General features: G+C 61.2%; 19 protein-coding genes. 2 read left to right on the top strand and 17 right to left on the bottom strand.

What is annotated here, in order from left to right; all coding sequences use genetic code 11:
• Positions 1-8: 8 nt before the first annotated feature.
• From F8N21_RS25425 to F8N21_RS25365, 13 genes are all read right to left on the bottom strand, one after another.
• On the bottom strand, positions 9-854 hold the full coding sequence (locus F8N21_RS25425) for an alpha/beta fold hydrolase (protein ID WP_150644752.1): 846 nt from the start codon (positions 852-854) through the stop codon (positions 9-11).
• A 44-nt stretch (positions 855-898) separates the two neighbouring features.
• Positions 899-1,927, bottom strand: a complete 1,029-nt coding sequence (gene dmpG, locus F8N21_RS25420; RefSeq protein ID WP_150644751.1) for a 4-hydroxy-2-oxovalerate aldolase — start codon at positions 1,925-1,927, stop codon at positions 899-901.
• A gap of 10 nt (positions 1,928-1,937) precedes the next feature.
• Positions 1,938-2,873: an acetaldehyde dehydrogenase (acetylating) gene (locus F8N21_RS25415; RefSeq protein WP_150644750.1), complete on the bottom strand. Its 936-nt coding sequence runs from the start codon at positions 2,871-2,873 to the stop codon at positions 1,938-1,940.
• Between the two features lie 20 nt (positions 2,874-2,893).
• Positions 2,894-3,673 carry a 2-oxopent-4-enoate hydratase gene (gene dmpE, locus F8N21_RS25410; RefSeq protein WP_150644762.1) on the bottom strand — a complete coding sequence of 260 codons (780 nt, stop codon included), beginning with the start codon at positions 3,671-3,673 and terminating at the stop codon, positions 2,894-2,896.
• A 53-nt stretch (positions 3,674-3,726) separates the two neighbouring features.
• Positions 3,727-4,170 carry a GlcG/HbpS family heme-binding protein gene (locus F8N21_RS25405; RefSeq protein WP_150644749.1) on the bottom strand — a complete coding sequence of 148 codons (444 nt, stop codon included), beginning with the start codon at positions 4,168-4,170 and terminating at the stop codon, positions 3,727-3,729.
• Positions 4,167-6,587, bottom strand: a complete 2,421-nt coding sequence (locus F8N21_RS25400) for an efflux RND transporter permease subunit (RefSeq protein ID WP_150644748.1) — start codon at positions 6,585-6,587, stop codon at positions 4,167-4,169. Before F8N21_RS25400 ends, F8N21_RS25405 begins: the two co-directional genes overlap by 4 nt.
• Positions 6,588-6,617: 30 nt before the next feature.
• Positions 6,618-7,700 (bottom strand): WD40/YVTN/BNR-like repeat-containing protein, encoded by a 1,083-nt coding sequence (locus tag F8N21_RS25395; protein WP_224788290.1) that lies wholly within the window; start codon positions 7,698-7,700, stop codon positions 6,618-6,620.
• A gap of 88 nt (positions 7,701-7,788) precedes the next feature.
• Positions 7,789-9,162: a DUF1329 domain-containing protein gene (locus F8N21_RS25390; protein WP_150644747.1), complete on the bottom strand. Its 1,374-nt coding sequence runs from the start codon at positions 9,160-9,162 to the stop codon at positions 7,789-7,791.
• 10 nt (positions 9,163-9,172) lie between these two features.
• Positions 9,173-10,858, bottom strand: a complete 1,686-nt coding sequence (locus F8N21_RS25385) for a DUF1302 domain-containing protein (RefSeq protein ID WP_412071674.1) — start codon at positions 10,856-10,858, stop codon at positions 9,173-9,175.
• Between the two features lie 97 nt (positions 10,859-10,955).
• Complete coding sequence (locus F8N21_RS25380) at positions 10,956-12,164, bottom strand: acyl-CoA dehydrogenase family protein (protein ID WP_150644745.1); 1,209 nt, start codon at positions 12,162-12,164, stop codon at positions 10,956-10,958.
• A 41-nt stretch (positions 12,165-12,205) separates the two neighbouring features.
• The gene (locus F8N21_RS25375; RefSeq protein ID WP_150644744.1) at positions 12,206-12,742 is read right to left on the bottom strand and encodes a flavin reductase family protein; all 537 of its coding nucleotides are present in this window, start codon (positions 12,740-12,742) and stop codon (positions 12,206-12,208) included.
• On the bottom strand, positions 12,742-13,626 hold the full coding sequence (locus F8N21_RS25370) for an alpha/beta fold hydrolase (protein ID WP_150644743.1): 885 nt from the start codon (positions 13,624-13,626) through the stop codon (positions 12,742-12,744). The genes F8N21_RS25375 and F8N21_RS25370 overlap by 1 nt, the downstream gene beginning before the upstream one ends.
• Positions 13,627-13,662: 36 nt before the next feature.
• On the bottom strand, positions 13,663-14,553 hold the full coding sequence (locus tag F8N21_RS25365; protein ID WP_150644742.1) for a VOC family protein: 891 nt from the start codon (positions 14,551-14,553) through the stop codon (positions 13,663-13,665).
• A 442-nt stretch (positions 14,554-14,995) separates the two neighbouring features.
• On the opposite strand from F8N21_RS25365, the gene F8N21_RS25360 reads away from it, so the two are divergent.
• Complete coding sequence (locus tag F8N21_RS25360; RefSeq protein WP_150644741.1) at positions 14,996-16,849, top strand: sigma-54-dependent Fis family transcriptional regulator; 1,854 nt, start codon at positions 14,996-14,998, stop codon at positions 16,847-16,849.
• A 128-nt stretch (positions 16,850-16,977) separates the two neighbouring features.
• Here F8N21_RS25360 and F8N21_RS25355 read toward each other — a convergent pair whose 3' ends face one another.
• From F8N21_RS25355 to F8N21_RS25345, 3 genes are read right to left on the bottom strand one after another with little or no spacing between them, the layout of a single operon-like run.
• The gene (locus F8N21_RS25355) at positions 16,978-17,553 is read right to left on the bottom strand and encodes a cysteine hydrolase family protein (RefSeq protein ID WP_150644740.1); all 576 of its coding nucleotides are present in this window, start codon (positions 17,551-17,553) and stop codon (positions 16,978-16,980) included.
• Between the two features lie 45 nt (positions 17,554-17,598).
• Positions 17,599-18,330 (bottom strand): SDR family NAD(P)-dependent oxidoreductase, encoded by a 732-nt coding sequence (locus F8N21_RS25350; protein WP_224788289.1) that lies wholly within the window; start codon positions 18,328-18,330, stop codon positions 17,599-17,601.
• Between the two features lie 2 nt (positions 18,331-18,332).
• Positions 18,333-19,787, bottom strand: coding sequence for an FAD-dependent oxidoreductase (locus F8N21_RS25345; RefSeq protein WP_150644739.1), 1,455 nt, complete (start codon positions 19,785-19,787; stop codon positions 18,333-18,335).
• 99 nt (positions 19,788-19,886) lie between these two features.
• Here F8N21_RS25345 and F8N21_RS25340 point away from each other — a divergent pair, with 99 nt between their 5' ends.
• On the top strand, positions 19,887-20,837 hold the full coding sequence (locus F8N21_RS25340) for a LysR family transcriptional regulator (RefSeq protein ID WP_150644738.1): 951 nt from the start codon (positions 19,887-19,889) through the stop codon (positions 20,835-20,837).
• Between the two features lie 16 nt (positions 20,838-20,853).
• On the opposite strand, the gene F8N21_RS25335 is transcribed toward F8N21_RS25340, so the two are convergent.
• Positions 20,854-21,588, bottom strand: a 735-nt coding sequence (locus tag F8N21_RS25335) for an electron transfer flavoprotein subunit alpha/FixB family protein (RefSeq protein ID WP_150644737.1), incomplete at its 5' end; no start/stop codon positions are given.

Here is a 21,588-nt window from a genome sequence, read left to right as displayed (position 1 = left end):
GTTCGACCTCAGTGTTTGAGGAAGTCGATTACCAGACGGTTGAATGCCTCGGCATGCTCCCACTGTGCCCAATGGCCGCACTTGCTGAACACGTGCAGGCGCGAGTTGGGGATGCCATTGAGCAGTTTGAGACTCCAGTCGATCGGCACGAAACGATCATCGCGGCCCCAGGTAATCAGGGTCTCGGTCTGGATATCCGGCAGGTTGGCGCTGAAATCGCCCAGATTGAAGTTGCTCAGTTCGACGCTCTTGAGGAAGTTCTCCAAGTGCAGCGGATTGTCCTGAATGCCGCTCAGACGCATCTGAATCAGCTCTTCGGTCAGGACGCTGGCGTCATAGACGAAGACGTTGAGCATCTTTTTCAGGTTGTCCAGGGTCGGCTCGCGGTAAACTTGGAACAGCAACTTGATGCCTTCCATGGGTAGCGGCGTGAACAGGCTGGTCTTGCCTACACCGCCAGCGCCCATCAGGATCATCTTGCCCAGGCGCTCGGGAAACTCGACAGCAAAGGCCAGCGCGCTTCCCCCGCCCATTGAATTGCCCACCAGGTGCGCCTTGTCGATATCCAGCACATCCATCAACTCTTTGGTCGCCCGGGCGTTGACCATGAAGCGCGGTTCGGCAGTCAGCAGCGGGTCGGATTTACCGAATCCCGGGCAATCGAGCAGGATGACTCGGTAACCTGCCTCGACAAAGGCATCGACGTTACGGTGGAAGTTTGCCCAGCCCGTGGCTCCTGCTCCAGAGCCGTGAAGCATGATCACCACTTCGCCGGTGCCAACGTCGTTGTAATGCAGGCGCATATTGCCGACTTGAGCGAAGTGGCTGGTAGAGGCTTCGGTCAGATTGCTCATAGTGGTATTCCTTGTTATGGGGTGATTGTTCAGGCGTTGCATGTTCAGCCCTGGCGGGCTTTCAGCAGGTCGAGGGCGACGTCGACGATCATGTCTTCCTGGCCGCCAACCATCCGCCGTTTGCCCAGTTCGACGAGGATGTCGAGGGTCTTCAGGCCGTACTTCGCGGCGGCGATTTCGGCATGGCGCAGGAAGCTCGAATAGACTCCGGCGTAACCCAGGGCCAGGGTTTCGCGGTCGACCCGAACCGGACGATCCTGCAGCGGGCGAACGATGTCGTCGGCGGCGTCCATCAGGGTGTAGAGGTCGGTGCCATGGTTCCAGCCCAGACGTTCGGCGGCCGCGATGAACACTTCCAGCGGTGCGTTGCCGGCCCCGGCGCCCATGCCCGCGAGGCTGGCGTCGATGCGGTCGCAACCTTCCTCGACGGCGGTGATGGAGTTGGCCACCCCCAGGCTGAGGTTGTGGTGGGCATGCATGCCGGTTTCGGTTTCCGGCTTGAGCACGGCCTTGAACGCACGGAAGCGCTCGCGCACATCCTGCATGTTCATCGCGCCGCCAGAGTCGGCCATGTACACACACGTCGCGCCATAGCTCTCCATCAGCTTGGCCTGCGCGGCCAGCTGCTCGGCCGGGATCATATGGCTCATCATCAGGAAACCGACGGTGTCCATGCCCAATTCGCGGGCGTACTCGATGTGCTGTTTCGACACGTCTGCTTCGGTGCAGTGGGTGGCGATGCGCACCACCCGGGCACCGGCGTTGTAGGCCGCTTTCAGGTCATGCACCGTGCCGATTCCAGGCAACAGCAAGGTGGTGATCTTGGCGTGGCTGATCACATCGGCCGCGGCCTCGATCCATTCGAGATCGGTGTGCGCAGCGAAGCCATAGTTGAAGCTCGAGCCTTGCAGGCCATCGCCGTGAGCCACTTCGATCGAGTCGACCTTGGCCTTGTCCAGGGCGCGGGCAATGTCCTGCACGTTCTGCAGCGAGTACTGGTGGCGCACGGCATGGCTGCCGTCGCGCAGGGTCACGTCGGAGATGTAGAGTTTTTTGCCGGGATTAAAAGTCATGTCGGTCTCCTCAGGCGTTGAGCATCGACTGCGCCATGCGCTCGGCGGTAGCCAAGGCCGCGGAGGTCATGATGTCGAGGTTGCCGGCGTAGGCTGGCAGGTAATGGGCGGCGCCTTCGACTTCGAGGAACACCGAGGTCTTGAGGCCCGAGAACTTTCCAAGGCCAGGAATCGTCAGCGGCGCGTCTTCAGGAATGAGGTCGAACTGGACTTTTTGCTTCAGGCGATAGCCCGGCACATAGGCCTGTACGGCGGCAGCCATCTCGACGATGGACGCCTCGACCAGTGCCTGATCAACCGCTTCGGACAGCACGAATACGGTGTCGCGCATCATCAGCGGCGGCTCGGCCGGGTTCATCACGATGATTGCCTTGCCCTTGGCCGCGCCGCCGATCACTTCGATGGCCTTGGAGGTGGTTTCGGTGAACTCGTCGATGTTGGCGCGGGTGCCGGGACCGGCGGACTTGCTGGCGATCGAGGCGACAATTTCGGCGTAGTGCACCTTGGCCACGCGCGACACCGCCGCGACCATCGGGATGGTCGCCTGGCCGCCGCAGGTGACCATATTGACGTTGAGCTGGTCGAGGTTCTGCTCCAGATTCACCACCGGCACGCAGTACGGGCCGATGGCCGCCGGGGTCAGGTCGATCAGGCGGATGCCGGGTTTGATCGAGCGCAGGAACGCATCGTTCTTTACATGGGCGCCGGCCGAGGTGGCATCAAAGACGAAATCGATGTCCTTGAACACGTCCATGCGGGTCAGGCCTTCAACCCCTTCGTGGGTGATGGCGACGCCCATGCGCTGGGCACGCGCGAGGCCGTCGGAGGCCGGGTCGATGCCGACCATGACCGCCATTTCTAGGTGTCTGGCGTTACGCAGGATCTTGATCATCAGGTCGGTGCCGATGTTGCCGGAACCGATGATGGCGACTTTGAGTTTGTTCATGAAAAATCCTCCGGACAGTTTTAGTCGAAGCGCACCGAGCAACTGCCGATCCCGGCAATGCTGACTCGCAGGTTGTCTCCAGCCACCACCGGCACCATGGCCGACAGGGCGCCGGACAGAATCACCTCCCCTGCCTTCAGGCCCATCCCCAACTGACCGAGTGTGTTGGCCAGCCAGGCCACGGCGATAGCGGGCGAGCCCATGGTCGCCGCTCCCGCCCCCGTACCCACCACCCGGCCGTTTTTTTCCAGCACCATACCGGTGGTGTAAAGATCCAGCTGACGCGGATCAACCAAGCGATCACCGAGCACGAACACCCCACAGGAGGCGTTGTCCGCCACCGTGTCCTGGATCTTGATCTTCCAGTCGCGGATGCGTGAATCGACGATCTCGAAGCAGGCCATGACCCCTTCGGTGGCGCGCAACACCTCGGCCACGGTGACCCCGGGGCCCGCCAGATCATGCTTGAGCACGAAGGCTATCTCGCCCTCGGCCTTGGGCTGGATCAGCGTCGCCATGGGCACCGAGGCCCCCTGGTTGACCACCATTCGGTCAGTCAATTGGCCGAAGTCCGGCTGCCCGACGCCGAGCATGTCCATCACCGCCTGGCTGGTCACGCCGATCTTCTTGCCGATGATGCGCTCGCCCTGCTCCAGCCGACGGGCCAACAGGTGCTGCTGAATGCGATAGGCCTGCTCAATGCTCAGCCCGGGATGACGCTCGGTTAAAGGTGCAATGGCTACGCTGTTGCGCAGCGCCTGGAACAGCTCGTCACCGAGCCGGTCCAGGTCCAGATTCATCTCGTCCATAGTCATTCACTCCTGCGCTGAAAAATCAAAAAGGGAAGGAAGATTCATTGCGCGCCAATCGCGCGGCAACCGGCGACGGCACACTCGATGTCCTGTTCTTCGCTGGCCCCGGAGACCCCTATCGCCCCAACCAGGCGCTCGCCGACCATCAACGGAAAGGCACCGCCCAAAGGCACCATGCGCGGACGCAACATCAGACTCATGCGTACGGCGTCCGTGGCGTTGTTGATGAGTTCGCCCACCGTGCTGGTCGGCATGCCAAAGGAAACCGCAGTCATGGCCTTGTCCTGGGCAATGTCGATGCTGTGCAGTGGCGTCCCCGGAATTCGTGCAAAGGCGATCAGGTAGCCACCGGCGTCAACCACTGCGATGCTCACCCGCAGCCGTTTGCGCCCTGCGTAGTCAAGTGCCGCGTGGATCGCCGCGTGTGCCGCCTCGAGGCTCAGCGGATCGCCCAGCAGGTTACTGGTGCCAATCGGTTCGCTCATGCCAGCACCTCTTGGGTAGCGGCAACGGCGGGATGCGCCTTGGGCTTCAATAGGAAGCAGGCCAACGCGGGCACCAGGATGAGGGCGACCAACATGTTGCAGAGGAACATGAAGGTCAGAAGCACGCCCATATCCGCCTGGAACTTGATCGGCGAGAAGATCCAGGTGATCACCCCGAGCGACAAGGTGACGCCAGTGAAGACCACCACCCGGCCAGTGAACATCAGCGCTCGGTAATAGGCCTTAGACAGACTGGCCCCACGCTTCATCCAGAACAGCGTGACGCTCAAGATATACAGCGCGTAATCCACGCCGATGCCCACGCCTAGAGCGACCACCGGCAGCGTCGCGACCTTCAGGCCGATATCCAGCTTGACCATCAATGCTTCGGCCAGCAGTGAGGTCAGGATCAGCGGCACAATGGCGCAGACCACCGCGCGCCAGGAACGGAAGGCCATGAAGCACAGAATCGTGACGGCCAGGTATACCCCCAGCAGCATGCGACCATTGGCCTGTTCGACGACGATGTTGGTCGCACTCTCGATCCCGGCATTGCCGGCAGCCATCAGGAACCGGGCATTGTCATCGCTGTACTTGGCAGCGAAATGTCCGGTGGACTCGACCACGGCCGCCAGGGTGTCGGCCTTGTGGTCCTTGAGGTAGACATAGATCGACAGCAGATCGCAGGTGGCGTTGAACAACTCCCGGGGCGAGCGCACCGCCGCCGCATTGATCATCGCCTGGTTGGGCAGCAACTCGTTCCACTTCAGGTTGCCCTCGTTCATCCCGACGTTAACCTTGCGCGCCAGGGCAGCGATCGAATGGGTGCCTTCGACGCCCGGCAGCTGGCGCAGGCGCCACTCCAGTTCCTCGACCTTGCGCAGGGTGGCGTAGTCGACACACTGACCGGCAGGGGTTTCGACCATGACTACGAACACATCGCTGCTGGCCTGGTAGTGCTTGATGATGAAGGTGTTGTCCTGGTTGTAGCGCGAGTCGGCGCGCAACTCGGGCGCCCCCGGATCCAGGTCGCCTACCTTCAGCTGTTTGCTCAACGTCAGTGCAAACAGGCCGACGGCAACGGCAATCAGGATCGCCAGAGTGGCAGCCCGCGGCCGGGTGAACAGATCCAGAAAGCGAAGCAGCCACGGCTTCTGCGCGCCGTCCTGCTCCAACACCGCCTCGGCCCTGAGGCTGCGCGCCGCAGCCTTGGCCGAGACTCCGGTGAACGACAGCATGATGGGTAGCAACGCCAGGTTGGTGAACACCAGGATGGCGACGCCGACGCTGGCGATGATGGCGAGTTCCTTGATCACCGGTACGTCGACGATGGTCAGCACGGCAAAGCCCACCACATCCGCCAGCAGGGCCGTGACCCCGGCGGCAAACAGTCGGCGGAATGTGTAACGGGCGGCAATCAGCTTGTGCGTGCCACGACCCACGTCCTGCATGATGCCGTTCATCTTCTGCGCGCCATGGCTGACGCCGATGGCATAGACCAGGAACGGTATGAGGATCGAGTACGGATTGAGCTCGTAACCCAGCAACGGCAGCATGCCCAACAGCCAGATTACCCCGACCAGCGTGCACCCCTGCACCACCAGGGTACTGCGCCAGCAACGGGTGAAATGGAACAGGATCGCCGAGGTGATCAGCACCGCCGCGGCAAAGAAGCCGAGCACTGCATACAGCCCCGAAATCAGATCGCCCATGACCTTGGCGAAGCCGATGATGCGGACCTCCACACCCTTGGCCTGGTAGCGGTCGCGGATGACTTCCAGGGCGTCGGACAGGCTTTTGTAGTCCAGGGTCTGGCCGGTCTTCGGGTCAATATCCAGCAGGGGGATATGCACGATAGTCGAACGCAGGTCACGGGCCACCAGTTGGCCGATCTCACCGGAACGCTCGACGTTGGCGCGCAACGCCTCGAGGCTCTCATGGCTGCCGTCAAAATCGTCGGGCACCACCGGGCCACCTTCGAAGCCGTATTCAGTGACGCCCTGCCAGCGCGTCAGTGGCGTCCACAGGGAACGCATGAAGGCGCGGTCAACACCTGGCACCAGGTACAGATCGTCATTGATCTGGCGCAAGGTCTCCATATACCCGGCATCGAAGATGTCGTGCTCGCCTTTGACCGCCACCGCGATGCGCAGGGAGTTCGCCGCCCCCTTGAGATCATCCGCATGCCCCAGGTAGTTGAGGACGAAGGGATGGTTGGCTGGAATGGTCTTGAGGAAACTGGCATTCAGACGCACATGGCTGGCAGCGAGGATGAACAGCGTGCTCAGTAACAGACACAGACCAATCACGGCAAAGCGATGGTTGAACAGCAAACGCTCAAGGCGATTACCCGAGTTTTTATCGAAATCCGCTAAGGCGGCGATAGTGGCAAAGCCATCGGAACTACTGATGCCCATGTTGATTGACCCCTTAGTATGTGTAGTGGCTCAACGCAGCGCGCTTGGTTCGAAGAAGGAAACGCCCTGCGCTCCGACGGCCACCCCCCCGCCCTGATCGGTCGCGATCAGCGCGGTGAACGGAAATTGGCTGGTCGGTTTGACCGCCTTGAAGCTCAGGCCATCGTCGTGACTGAGCCAGCCGCCCCCGGACTCATCCACCAGCAGCAGGGAGCCGTCAGTCAGATTGACGCCGGCCGTCAGGCTCTGGCTGGTCGCCATTGCCACCGGGGCCCAGGTCAAACCGGCATCGGTCGAACGGAACACGTTGCCCCTGAGGCCGAAGGCCAGCAGGCTGTCCTTGCGGCTGATGAGCAGCCCGAAAAAGCTGCCGGTATAGGGTTCGCCGAGCCTTTCGAGGCCGGTCAGGTCCCGGTTGATGCGGAACAGGCCGCCCTGCTCGCCAGCCAGGTAAAGCTTGCCCTGCCAAGTGCGGACGACATTGATATGGCGCTGCTCCGTCCCTTCCAGCAGATCCAGGGACGGGACCCAGGTGCTGCCGCCATCCAGCGTCGAAAAGCCCAGGCCAAAGGCGCCCACGGCCACGGCCCTGCGGTCGTCCAGACATTGAATATCCAGCAGGGGCTTATCGGCCCCCTCCTCCAGCAACCGGCGAGCATTCTGCGCGCGGCTCGGGTCTTGTTGCTGCACGACCTGCAGGAGGCTCTGCGCGGCCTTCACGCCATCCAGCTGACGTACCCAGCTCTCACCGCCATCGGTGCTTTTCAGAATCACGCCGCGATGACCAATCGCCCAGCCGGTGCGCTGATCGGCAAAGCACACCCCGGTCAGCGTCACAGCCACCGGTACACTGGCTTGTTCCCAGTTCTGCCCTTGGTCATCCGAGTAAAGGATGTGCCCGCGAATACCCACTGCGACCATTCGGTCACCGGCCCGAGTCAGCGCCATGAGCATGGAGCGCGCCGCCAGCGACGACTGCAAGGCTCTCTGCTGCAAGGTGTCTGCCGCACTTCTGGCCACCACCACAGGGGCGTCCGACTGATCCGCCTGCGCCAGAGTGGCGGTGACCATGCATGTCAAAAATGCCCACAACACAACTAATACTTTGTTCACCTGACCTACCTCCGAAACCTACTGAACACACAAGGCTGCCCCCCGCCAGACCAACATCGGGAAGGGGCAGGTATCTGTCAGTCAGGGCTCAACGCGCACTCTGGTTCATCAGCGATTCCGGCGAAAAGAAGCTCTCGCGCCGGCGCTCGGTTATGGCGTACTGGTCGTTACCAGAGTCACCCAAGGCACAGTTGTAGACCCAGGCCTTAGTGCGGTGATCAAAGAAGAAGCCAGTGCAGTAGTTGACCGTGGCCGGGATATCCGGCGCCACGAATGGCGTGGTCAACGCCGTGCGCCACAGGGTGCCCTCCGCATCCCAGCCATCCATAATGGCGGTGCCCCAGTTGTCTTCGTCGTAGTAGTACTTGCGCTTGGGCACGGCATGGCGTTTACCCGGTTTGAGTGTCGCCTCCACCTCCCACACCCGGTGCAGCTCCCAGCGCAGCATCTCCGGCTTGGCATGGCGCAGCCCCATTACGTCTTCATCGCGGTGAGTCAGCAGCTTGTTGTCGTTGTAGGGGATGAACATCTCTTTCTTGCCGACCAGCTTCCAGTCGTAACGCTCCGGCGAACCGGCGCCACCGAAGGTTTCGTCAACGAAGTTGACTCCCGAGGCCACCACGTTTGGCGTATCGAAGTTGATGCTCGGCGCGCGGCGCACACGGCGCTGCCCAGCCAGGTACTGCCAGAGGGTGCGGCCCTTCACGTGATCGAGCACGTTGTGCACCATCAACGCCTCGCCGGCACGGAACGCCGGGGCATAGGTCGCCTGAATCGCCAGCATGTAGTTCGGGTTGGGTGTGCTTTCCAGCGAACCATCCTTGTAGTAGTAGGGATACTGCCCCTCGTCCGTGGCCGCGGTGGCGAGCACCTTCTGGCCATTGGCGGTAGTGGTCCAGACTTTGTACTTGGTGTGGGTGGATTCGCCACGCCAGAGGGTCATGTGGTTCCAGTGCACCTCAAGTCCCGAGGTGGGAATCGGAAAAGGTACGCCGCCATAGGCACTCTTGACGGTCAGGCCGTCGTTTTCCAAGGTCGCGCGGGTGGCATTCTTGTAGGTGTTGTCATACACCCACTGCGGTGCCGCAGCCGTGCGCCGGCTCGGGTAGACGTCGATGCGGAAAGTCTCGGGATTGTCCTTGAACAGCTGCTTGACGCCATCGGACAGCTTGTCTGCATATTGCGACAGGTTGCTGGCAGTAATGCTGAACAGCGGCTTATCACTGTCGAACGGATCGAAAGCCCTATGGCCAGACTGGTAGCCCGCCGGCACCTGGGTGAAGCCGCCGGTCCAGGCCGGAATACTGCCGTCGGCATTGCCGGCGCGTTCGGCGCCCATCGGGGTCAGCTTGCTCTTCAGGGCCTCGGCCTGTTCCGGGCTGACTGCCGCCTGGACCGCACCCATGCTTAGGGACAGCAAGGAAATGCAAACCAATAGCCGGGTTTTCTTATTCTTATTCATGTTCAATCCCTCAGAAAGTGTGCGAAACGCTGAACGCAATGAAGTCGCGGTCTGCATTGGTCTGTTTGAAGGTTTTGATGCCATCGATGTTGATCGGCGCCGAAGGCCCGAAGAAACCGTTGTAAGCCAGCGAGAGGTTGACGGATTTCAGGTAGTCACCCGCGAGACCGATGTTGAAGTTGCCGCCCTTGGCCTGGCTGAAGCCGCCCACCGCCGAAGAACGACCATCGATGCCGTAGCCCACGCCCATGGGCACCGACAAGTCGAGGCCATCGAGCACCTGGAAGTAGGTCGGGGTAAACACCAGGCGCATCGCCAAAGCATCGCGGGTGCTGTTCGGATCGAGCATGTCGCGGTTTTTGTCCACGCTCAGGGTGCGGTTCCAGGCCAGTTCACCGAGCAGGACGGCGGTGTCCCAGAACACGCTTACCGGCAGAATGTTGACCATGTTGATCTGCGCATGGGCGGTCTTGCCCACGGCATACAGCGGATGGTTGTCGTTGTCGCCAGCGACCACCGGTGCCACCGCGCTGAGGTCCGCCACGGTCAGACTGACCAGCGGCGCATTGCGGCGGATGGAGGCTTCGAAACCCACGTTGGCATTGCCTATCCCACGGTTGGCGCTGAAGCCGTAGGCCTCGATGTCTTCCGGGAACACCAGCATGTAATCGCCGATCTTGTCGGCCGGTTGCCCTGGGCCGACGCCACCACCAGGACGGACCTGCACCTGGAAGTTCTTGTCGTGATAACGGATGGCATACAGACCAAAGTCGGTATCCAACGCGTCGGAGCGGTAGCGCAACTGAACGCCAAACTGCCCGGAGTCGCGCGCCTTGATGTCCCTGCCACGGTAGAATGAGGCCACCGGGCCGACGCCAGGCACACTCGCTACGATGATGCGTTCACCCCCTTCGTCCAGCAGATCGGCCGGGCTGAAATAACTGCCAGCCGCGGGAAGGCGGTTTCGCTCCCACTCGAACTGGTAGTAGCCACCCACCGACAGATTGGAGGTCAGTTGCAGCTGGGTGGAGAACTGTTCGACCGGCAAACCCAACTCCTTGAATTGCGAGTTGGGCACCGACAAGGCCTTCACCACATCGATCGGCTGCTGGCCGGCGGCGATGCCATTGTTACCGAAGAACAGGCTCTCGCCATACACCAGTGCGTGCTGACCGAGACGGGCCACCCCCCACATCTCCTCACCCAGGGTGAAGTCGCTGTAGACGAAGGCATCGAGAATCTCGGCGTCACGGCCATGCAGGTCGCGGGTGTCATCGGTGAACTCGTCGTGATCGACGCTGACCGAGTTGGCTGTGGCCGGCGAATTATTGTCGTTTGTCTTGTTGTAGACATCGTCATACCAGGCCGCGCCGCTCACCCGGACACCCGCGCCATTGCGCGAAATATCCAGCTCGGACAACCAGTCCAGGCGATTGGAGATCAGTCCCTTGTCGAAGTTGCGATCGCCATCGTCCAGGTTCGGGTCGGCGATCAACTTGTCGTGCTGGCCCTTGACCCGCATGGCACTGCTGTATTTGAAGGTGTTGTCCCAACGTGCCTGCACTTCGGTTCCGGTATCAAACTGGAAAGCGCCAGCGGGTAAGGACATGCCTGCGGCAATTGCCGCCGCGATGACAGATAAGTTAAGTTTGTGTGGTGAGGAGAATAACGGGCACGCGCCGAGAACTGCGTTAATATTGCGCACTTTGACTGCCTCGATATAACGGTTATACCGTTTATTATTTTGATTCGCTGAAGGGGTCCTCAGCGAAATGCAGATTAGATAACTTCAATCAAACCGGGTTACGTTCAAAGACCATGGGTGGAAGTGGCTGGCCGAGTAAGTAACCGCCCAGCAGGCCTGCGGTATCGTCGGCGTTCTGGGTAATGTGATTGGCCCCGGCGATGACGTCGCGCAAGATCCGTTGCAACGCATTGTCCAGGTAGATACCGCGTGCCGAGGTGGCCTTGAATAGCAACATCACCGCCTCCTCGCAATCGCGCCCGACGCGGGCGATATCTAACATGTAATGCACACGGTCGTGGGTCGGCACCAGTTGCCGTTGCGCCACCAACTCGGTGGTCTCAGCCATCATTTGCAGCAGCCGGGCACGGGCCGAACGCACCCGCACCACGGCGTTGCCCAAGCGGTCCTTGACGTAGGGGCTCAGCGCGGCGGGAAAACCACCTGTGGTATCGGTACGAACTTTCATCTGCTCGATGTAGGCGTCGATGCCGCCTTGGGCAACGCCCACCAGCAACGCGGACACTGCACCGAAGAACACCTGATTGAAGGGATACAGGTACATCTCGCCGCGATCCGACTGTTGGTAGTCGATCAAGCTATGCCCGCGGTGTGTTGGCACGAAGGCGTTCTTGATCACCAGGCTCTTGCTGCCGGTACCCGCGAGGCCGAATACATGCCAGTCGTCGACAATCTCATAGTCCGCGCGCGGCACCAGCATGGCCATGCGATCAATCATCTTGCCCTCGGCATCCTTGCGCATCGCACCAATGAACGCCCAGTGCGAATGATCGCAACCGCTGGAAGTTTTCCAGGTGCCATTGAGCACATAGCCCCCCTCAACCTCGGTCAGGGTACCGAACGGCGGGTAGGAAGACGCCACGATCTGGGCGTTGTCCTTCCCCCAGACATCCTCGCCCGCCTGGGGGTCCATGCTACCGAACTCCCACTGGTGGATGCCGAGGATCATCATGTTCCAGGCGCTGCTGCCACAGCCGCGTCCCAATTCCATGAGCACCTTGTAGAACACCGCAGGATTCATTTCCCAGCCGCCGAAGCGGGCCGGCTGAAGAATCTTGAAGAAGCCCGCCTCGACAAAGGCAGCGATGGTTTCTCGCGACACCATGCGGTTCTTTTCCACTGAATCGGCTTTTTTCAACAACATCGGAATAAGATCCCGTGCGCGTTGCAAAAGTTCTGCTTCAGTCGGGAACTCAAGTTCGTTTACAACTTCTGACTTCTTCAATAGTCCGTTCATCATTAACGCTCGCTGTTAATTTGTTATTGTTTAAAAACTACTTAGCCCAGCGCGGAAAACTTGCTGTTGAAATAAACCAGCGGGCCGTCGTGTTCGATATCACCGGCGACATTCACAACTTCGCAAAGAAACATGTCATGGGTACTCGCAGGAATGACTTCGACCAGGCGACACTCGAAGCTGACCAGTGCATCCGCCAGCACCGGGACTCCCATCACCCCGCTCTCCCATTGGCCTTCGGCAAAGCGCGCCTCGCCAATCACGCCGTCGACCATCCCGGCGAAGCGCCGGGCGATAGACTCCTGTTCGCAGTTCAAGACATTCACACTGAGCGCCATCTGCCGGCTGATGACCTCGTGAGCGCGCACCGTGCGATTGACGCAGACCAGCAAACGCGGTGGCTGCGCAGTAATCGAGCAGACGGCGGTGGCGGTAAGCCCGGCTCGCTCGCTGGCGTCGCCACTGGCGATCACCACGCAGGCACCGGCCAGATGGCGCATGCCCTTGCAGAAGTCGGCCATCGCCACTGGCGCAGGTTGGGTGGGAAAAACCTGCGTGGACTCCATTGCACTGATCATCAGCCAACCCTCCCGGTTGACAGGAACTGCAACACAACCTGATTGAACTCTTGCGGGTCCTCGTACTGCGGCCAGTGCCCCGCCGCGGTCTGCATGACGTACAACTGGCCCTTGGGCAGGCGTGGCAATGCGGATTCAGCCGCGGCCACGTCATGAATCGGGTTGTGAGTCGTCCACAACATCAAGGTCTCGCACTGAACCTGCTCCAGCTCGATCTGGTCGGGCGTCGCACCTTCGGTATTCACTCGCCGCAACCGGGCATAAACCAGCGGCGCGCTTTGCTGAAAACCTGGGGCGCTATAGAGGGTCAGGCGCGACTGAATCAGCTCGTCGGTCAGCAGGTGCCAGTTGCCCTCATAGAGCAACCACTGCATGCGAGCGCGGATACTGTCGAAGGTCGGCATCTGACCGATGCTGCGGGCCGACAGCTCACCCAGATGTTTCAGGTCGGCGCGGCCCTTGTCGCTGACCACCGGAATACCGCCGGTGGTGTTGAGCACCGCGCGCTTGATCCGCTGCGGGTAGCGCACGGCGAACGCGCCAGTCACCACACCGCCCAGCGACTCGCCGCTGATATGCGCCTGGTCGATGTCCAGAGCGTCCATCAGCTCGCGCAACTGCTCGACATAATCGGCGATGGAGTACTCGATGTCGGTCTTCTTCGCCGACAGGCCATGGCCGACGAAATCGAAGGCGATCACATGGTAATGCTCGCCCAGGGCTACGACGTTCTTCGCGTACGCCTCCAGGTGGCCGCCGATACCATGCATCAGCAGCAGTGCTTCAGGATTGCCACGGCCAGCTTCGGCAATACGGGTGCGGCCATAGGTGGGCAGATTCACGTAGCGAATTTCCGCACCCAGAAAGTCCAACCAGATACTCATAGAAGCCTCCATCCAAATCGCAGGGGATCACTGTATTCAGGGCAAGGGATTGCGCTTGTGGCCCCAGTCACTGAGCTGGGCGTAGCTCTTCACATCCCAGTTAGTGTCATCGATCACCAACCCGCCCCAGCCCAACTCGAAGTTGAAACCCGACGGGGTGCGGGCATAGAAGGAGAACGTCTGGTCGTTCGGGTGATGCCCCAACTCCAGGACGATCGGGATACAGGCCTTGACGACGCGGTCGTATGCAAGACCGACGTCGTCGATCGACTCGACCTGCAACATGAAGTGATTGAGGATCTTCGGTGCCGGCGCTTGTGCGGTGGCTATCGAATGATGACGGCCGTTGGCGGTATGAAAGAAGGTGGCGTCCACCAACACGCCCGGCATGACCTCTTCGCGGATGTAATCGCTGACCCGCAGCTTCAAGACGTCCTGGTAGAAACGCACGGTTTCCGGACCATTCTTTGCGAACGGCAGGATATGGCCGATGCCCAACTCACCTGTGACGAAACGGCTCTTGAGCACCTTCGATCGGAAGGGCTCCTGCAACCTGGCCACCGCATGGCCGTAGAAGAACTCGTGACTGAAGCCATTGGGGTCGGCACAGGCATAGGCCTTTTCCACGAAGCGCTTGCGCAGCATGTCTGCCGGCAAGGCGCTGACTTCAACACCCTTGTCGCGCAGCTCGGCCACATACTGCTCCAGTTCAGGCTCACTGGAGAACTGCCAGCCGGCGACCAACAGGTCATCGACGCTGTTCTCCTCGATGAAGAAACGCTGGCGGTATTCGTCCATCCTCAAGCTCATTCCCTGAGCATCACGATGACCCACCTGCATGCCAAGTATTTCGGTGGCAAACCATTGCCACTGATCCAAATCGCTCACCCCGAAACCGACGTAAGCCAAGGCCTGAATCTCTGCCATTGGATATTCCTTTATTGTTCTTGTTTTGCTGAAACCCGAAGCACCAATCCACTGCTGCGGAGAATCGCGCCAGCTTTAGATCAGACGCTTCATACAGAGAGTGCAACAGCTGTGCCAAGCTCCGAAAGACCTCAAGCAAATTTAAAAACATGTTTATATTCAATATGTTAAGAAATTAAAAAAAAGAACAGAACGCTCCTGTCACCTCCGTTGCGGCTGTGAAGAAATTCATCAAATTCAGAGCTTTCATAAAATTCACAACCGAAAATATGAAATGACCGCCCAGGCGACGAACAGGCGCTGCTCCCACTGATCTGTCTGTATAGTGAGGCCGCATGGTCAGGGCCCTATCCAGCGGCATCGCCGTAGCGGCCCACCCGCCATGCCACGCCAAACCTCACCAACAATTCCAAAAATAAATCACGTCAAATCGGTAACGGTCATGAGCACCAGCATCAAAGAAGACATCCCGGGTTTGCGTAAGCGAGGGCTGCACGACTCGCATCGGGTAATTACCGACCTGCGTTTTCCAGATATGCAGGACCTCTCCGATCAACTGTATTTCAACCACAAAGAGGGCCTGATCTGGCTCGGCGAAAAACGCATGATCCTGCTGCATGCCGAGGCCTTCGGCTCACTGCGCCAGGAGCTGCTCGAGTCGATGGGGGTCGAGTTCACCCGAGGGCTGCTCACCCGAATTGGCTATCTCACCGGGATTCGCGATGCCGAGCTGGCGATCAAGACCCGCACCAGTGGCACCCAACTCGACATACTCGCCGCCGGAGCTCAATTGCATGCACTCTCGGGCATGGTCGAAGTCAAACCGGTGTGTATGGAGTTCGACCAGAGCAAGGGCTACCTGTACGGCGAATTTACCTGGTCGCACTCAATCGAAAGCGATCTGCACTTGACCCTTAACGGAGTTGGCACCGATCCGATTTGCTGGATGGAAGTGGGTTACAGTTCCGGCTTTCTCACCCGCCTGATGGGCAAGCGCATCCTGGTGCGCGAGACCGAATGCCAAGCGGCTGGCGGCAAGGTCTGCCGAGCAGTAGCCCGCCCGGTCGAGGAATGGACAGACGCCGAGGAAGACCTCAAGTATTTCCAGCCTCGGGCCGCCGACCACCGCCGCACGACGCCGACCGAGCAAGCCCCCCCTCCTCCCGCCGACCACAACACCTCCCCCTTCGGGTTAGCGGAACACAACCCTGCACCGCCAGCGCTGGATCGGCCGGTAGGCAGTTCGGCGGCCTATCACTTGGCTCTGCACAAGATCCTGCGTGTCGCCGGCACCAACGCCAGCGTCTTGTTGCTGGGGGAGAGCGGTGTCGGCAAGACCATGTTCGCCCACGAGGTCCACGCCAACAGCCGACGGGCCAATGGCCCTTTTATCGAAATAAACTGTGCGGCCATCCCCGAGCAATTGATCGAGTCCGAGTTGTTCGGCGTACAACGCGGTGCATACTCCGGGGCCACCGAGCCACGTCCCGGGCGGTTCGAGATTGCCCACGGCGGCAGCATCTTCCTCGACGAGATCGGCACCCTCAGCATGACCGCACAGAGCAAACTGCTGCGCGTATTGCAGAGCGGCGAACTGGAGCGCCTGGGTAGCAACAAGACCCTGAAGGTCGATGTGCGGGTCATCGCCGCGACCAACGAGGACCTGGTTACTGCTGTCAAAGAGGGCCGCTTTCGCAGCGATCTGTTCTATCGCCTGAACGTCTTTCCGGTCACCATCGCGCCCCTTCGAGAGCGCAAAGACGACCTCCCGTTGTTGCTCGACGCCTGCCTGCGCAAGCTTGCGCCCCTGCATGGCCGCCAGCTGAGCGGCATCACCCCGCGGGCCTTGCAGGCGATTCTCGACCACCAGTGGCCAGGCAATATTCGTGAGTTTGAGAATGTCATCGAGCGTGCAGTGATTCTCGCCGACGATGGCGAGGCCCTCGACATGCGCCATCTCTCCGGCATCGGTCGGGATCACGAACAACGCGAGCGCGTCGGCAATGTCAGTTGGGAGGCAGACCCGGCCATAGGGATCCGCCTGCCGGGGGCCCTCCCCTCACTCGGCTCCATCCAGCAGGAACAAGCCAGCCGCGAGCAGCTAATGAGCCTGGCGCAACGCACGCTGCAGCGTGGGCCGATCCGCCTCGGTGAGATTGAAGAGGTCTATATCGAGGTCGCCATGCAGCTTTGCGACAGCAACATCTCCAAGGCTGCCATTCTGCTGGGACTCACCCGCGCTCAACTCGACTACCGCCTGAAGAAAATGGCGCAGGGCGACGCGCCTTCAGCGTGATGCCCGGCGCTGCTCAGGGCAGGCGCCAGCGCCGCGATGAACAGCAAGGCAATGCCGGTGACAATCTGCGCCGGCGCTGCCCGGGCTGTCGCCAGGTGCCAGGCTGACAGCGGCGCATCAGCCGGATCTCAGTTGAAAGCCAGGGAGGAATCGGTCGTGGTGCAGAAGCGGGCGATGCTGGCCACCGAGTTTGCATGCTCCTCGGCCGAATGTGCTGCGCAACAGTCTTCCAGCAGCACTACGTCGAAGTCGCGGTCATGGGCCTCGCGCACAGTCGCCTGGACCACCGCCTGGGTGCTCACGCCGCTGCAGTAGATCCGTTCGATACCTTCGCGCTTGAGCAGCAGCTCCAGAGAGGTCTGGTAGAACGGTGAGACACGGTGCTTGACGATATCCCAGTCCTGCGCCTGTGGCGCTATTGCCTCATGCACCGCACCGCCCCACTGTGAGCGTTTGAGAATGCCGTTCCTGGCAATCGGTCCGAACACCTGGGACGCCGGATTGGCCTCACGATGATCGTCAGAGAAGGCCACCCGGACAAATGCGATCGGGATACCCTGAGCGCGCGCACGAGCGATGGCGGCGGCGGTCCGGGCGATGATCTCGCGTGTGCGAACTTGCTCGCCCAGCGGCGACTTGCCACTGGCGCCGTCCGCATGGATCAAGTCGTTCTGCATATCCAGAACCAGGTAAATGCTCTTCATGATTGTCTGTCTCTACTTAGTTGATGTATGAAAATTCGGGTTGAATCAGTCGCACCACAGTGCGCCGTTGACATCCAGTATTTCACCGCAGATAAAGCCGGCCTTGGCCGAGAGCAGGAAGCACACCGCCTCGGCCACATCTTCGGGGCGCCCCATTCGCCCGACGGGCACCAGGGCACGCAGGTTGTCTGGAAACACCTTGGTCATTGCCGTGGCGATCGGCCCCGGCGCCACTGCATTAACCCTCACGCCCCGGCTGGCCAGCTCCTTGGCGAGAAACAGGGTCAGGGTATGCACCGCCGCCTTCGACATTCCGTACGCCACGTTGCCGGCAACCTCCTGCTCACTGCGGTCCAACCAGGGCCGCGCGTTGCCGCCGTTCTTGCCGACCACTGAGCCGATGTTGACGATGGCCCCGCGACGACGCTCGGCCATCAGCTGACCGACCAGTTGGCAGGGCACCAGCGTGCCCTGCACATTGATACGCATCACCCGTTCGAACTCGGCGATGGATAACCCAAGTGCACTGCCCTTGGAGACGATGCCTGCCACGTTGACCAGCGCGGTGATCGGCCCCATCCGTCCTTCGACTTCATCAATGACTTCGCGCACTTCGCTCTTGGCTGCCACGTCGCAGATGTAAAATTGCGTCCGGGCCGCCAACACCTGAGGTTCACTCAGATCCAGGGCCGCCACTTGGTAACCCTCTGCCGCCAGCTGGCGGCAAACCGCACTGCCGATGGCGCCACTGGCGCCTGTAACCATTGCCACACTCATCTTCACACCCTCTCGTGGCTGGCGGCGGCGCAGTAGCCCGCCTGACGGCCGAACACCAGGCCCTTGAGCACCGAGGTGCCACCGGCGTAATTACCGAAGTACAGGCCCACGGTCTCGCCAGCGGCATACAGATTGGCGATCGCCTGCCCGTCAGCGTTGAGCACCCGCGCCTGCTCGTCGATCTTCAGGCCGCCGAAGGTGAAGACGTTGGCCGAAATAATCGGATAAGCCATAAACGGCCCCGCATCGAGCGGCCGCGCCCAGTTGCTCTTGGGCGGCAGCAACCCTTCAGTGCTCAGGCCGTCGAGCCGCAGCGGATGATAATCGCCCTCGCGACAAGCGGCGTTGTAGCGCGCCACGGTCGCTTCCAGCGTCGCCGCCGGCACGCCGATCCTGTCAGCCAGTTCGGCCAGAGTCGGCGCCTCAACAGCCGGCTGGTCGGTGCGAATGCCCAGGCGGTAGTTGGAAATTTCCTTGACCTTCTGGTCCAGCACCACCCAGGCGATGCCCTCGCTCTGTGCGTAGATCTGCCGGGTCACCCGCTCGTACCAGGCATCCACGGTGCCCGGTGCCTCGTCGGTGAAGCGCTCGCCCTGCTGATTGACCAGAACCCCATAGGGGAAGATGAAGATCGACGGCTCGGAGATGCCTGAACGCGGGTCCACTGGCTCGGCGTGGTAGCTGCCATATTCGCCGCTCGGTGCCGCCCCGATATCCAACGCCATGGCGATGCCTTCGCCCCGGTTGTAATAACCGCCCTTGCACACGGGGCGCAGGTACACCGAGCGCGGCCCCAGGTAGCGGGCAAGCATCTCGGCATTGCCCTCGAAGCCACCACTGGCCAGCACCACTGCGCCGAGCAAAGCCCGCTCGCCGTGTTCGCGGGACCAGGCGCGCAGGCCGATGACGGTATTGCAATCGGCGGTGATCAGTGCGCGCCCGGTGGTCTCGTAGAAGAAGGTTACGCCCAAGGCCTCGGCCTTCTGCGCCAGTGCCTCGACGATGGCCTCGCCGCCACCCACCGGCAGCAAGCGCGGCTGGGTGCTGGTGAGAAACTGGGTCGGCAGGAAGTCGAACTTCACGCCGTTGTCCTTGAGCCAACCAATGGTTTGCGGCACCAGCTCCGAGAACGTGCCGATGACACCCGCATCAATGGAGGCCAAGGCCTTGGTCTGCGCCGACCAGGTATCGCGCACGCGCAGGCTCTCGGCAACGAAGTCCGGATCCTGGTAGTACCCCGAATGCTCGGCCAGAAAAATGTCGAAGTCATCCGTGACCTCTTCGTGACTCTTCATCCGCAGGTACGCCTCGGTGAATCGGCTCTGCCCGCCGCGCTCCTCGCGCGTTGTGCGCTCGAGTACCGCTACGTTCAGACCGCGTTCGGCCCCCGCTACCGCCGCCGACAGCCCGGCGACGCCACATCCAACTACAACAAGATCGAACTTTAATTCAGTCATGCCTGTGCCTCCTCATAGTGACTGGTACTATAAGAACGCTTTAGCCGGTGTTCGAGCCGGGCAGAGCTAATGGGTTATTAGAAAAAGGTGAAGAACCAAATGGACAGACTCTGGGCCATGCAGGTGTTCGTAAGGGTGGTGGAATGCAGCAGCTTCAGCCGTGCAGCGGAGTCCCTGGACATTGCCAACGCCACCGTCACCTCTAGCGTGCGCAACCTGGAGACCTACCTGGGCACCACCCTGTTGTCACGCAACACCCGAACCTTGCGTCTGACCGACGCAGGGGAAAGCTATTTCCAGCGCTGCATCGAACTGTTACGCCAGGTGGAGGAAGCAGAGTCGTCCGTGCGGGAAAAAAAGGGCGAGATCGCAGGCCAACTGAGCATCGAATCGCCGGCCGCCTTTGCTCGGGCACTGCTCTGCCCGGCCCTGCCGGCATTCGCCGAGCAGCACCCGGAATTGTCGGTGGCCTTGCGCCTCACCGACCATCCAGAGGACCTGATAGCCAGTGGCACCGATGTGGCCATCCGCATCGACTCGGTGAACGACGCCGATCTGGTCGCCCGACCGCTGTACCTGGCGCACTACGTTGCCTGCGCGTCGCCCGCCCTGCTGGCCGCCAACGGTACGCCGAAGCATCCCCAAGACCTGGACATGCAGCGCTGCCTTGGCCTGTTCGGTCAGGGTCGGTATGCGCCGGCGCCCTGGTCATTCAGTCGCGACAGCGACAGCGTTGAACTGACGCCCCGGGGCAAACTGCACTTCAACAGCACAGACGCCCTGATTCAGGCCGCACTCGCCGATCAGGGCTATATCTATGTACTCGACGTATTCGTCAATGCGCTGATTTCATCGGGCAAGCTGGTGGAGCTGTTTCCCGACTGGCATACCGGCGGGCGCACGTTCTACACCGTCACTCCAAAGTCCCGTTTTGTCGCGCCGCGTACCCGGGCCTTTATCCAGTTCATGCTGGAAACCCTGGATGCTCAGCGCCGCCCGCCACCGCAAGCCAGTATCGCCCTGCACCCCGGGCGGCACAGCCGCGGCTGAGGGGCTCGCCAACCCGTCAGGAAGCGGCCGGCTCACGCACAGATGCCAACAGCGCTGGCAGCAACGTCTTCCAGTCGCCGACAACACCGACTGTGGCAACCTTGAAGATGTCCGCCTCCGGATCCTGATTGATCGCCACGATGCGCGTGTCCGGGCTGATGCCTGCCAGGTGCTGCGGCGTCCCGGAAATACCGACCGCCAGGTAGATGTCCGGGCTGACAAACTTGCCGGACACGCCGACCTGTCGCATCACCGGCACCAGCCCCGCATCCACCGCCGGCAGGCTGCCACCCAGCGTTGCGCCAAGCGCCACGGCCAATTCTTCAAGCAGGAGAAAACCCTGTTCATTGACGCCGCGTCCACCGGACAGCACCAGCCTGGCACCCTCGAGTGGCGGCAGACGCTGACCGGTGGATCGCCGCTGCAGCGCCAGCGGCATGGGCAAGGCAGCGTGCAACAGCAGTTCGGTGACGGACACCTCGCCCGTGCCTGTCAGCTGCGCGCGACCACTGCGCAGACAGGCGCAGGCCACACCGGCTTCGACGCGCAATTTCAGGCGCATGCGCCCTCCCCAACTGGCGCGTTCGACCACCCAGGCGTTGTCCTGCCAGCGCAATTCGGCACAGCGTCCCAAGGCCTGGCCGCCGGCCAGACTCCCACCCAGACGCGCGGCCAATTCCTCCCCCGCCGCCCCTGGTGGCAGCAGCACCAGTAACAGCGCGCCGGCTTCTGCCAACGGCTGAACCAGGGC

It is taken from the genome of Pseudomonas fluorescens, from assembly GCF_902497895.1.
GTDB classification, from domain to species: Bacteria; Pseudomonadota; Gammaproteobacteria; order Pseudomonadales; family Pseudomonadaceae; genus Aquipseudomonas; species Aquipseudomonas fluorescens_BP.
Note: the sequence above shows the minus strand (reverse complement) of the source record. Positions and strands in the feature narration are given on the sequence as shown.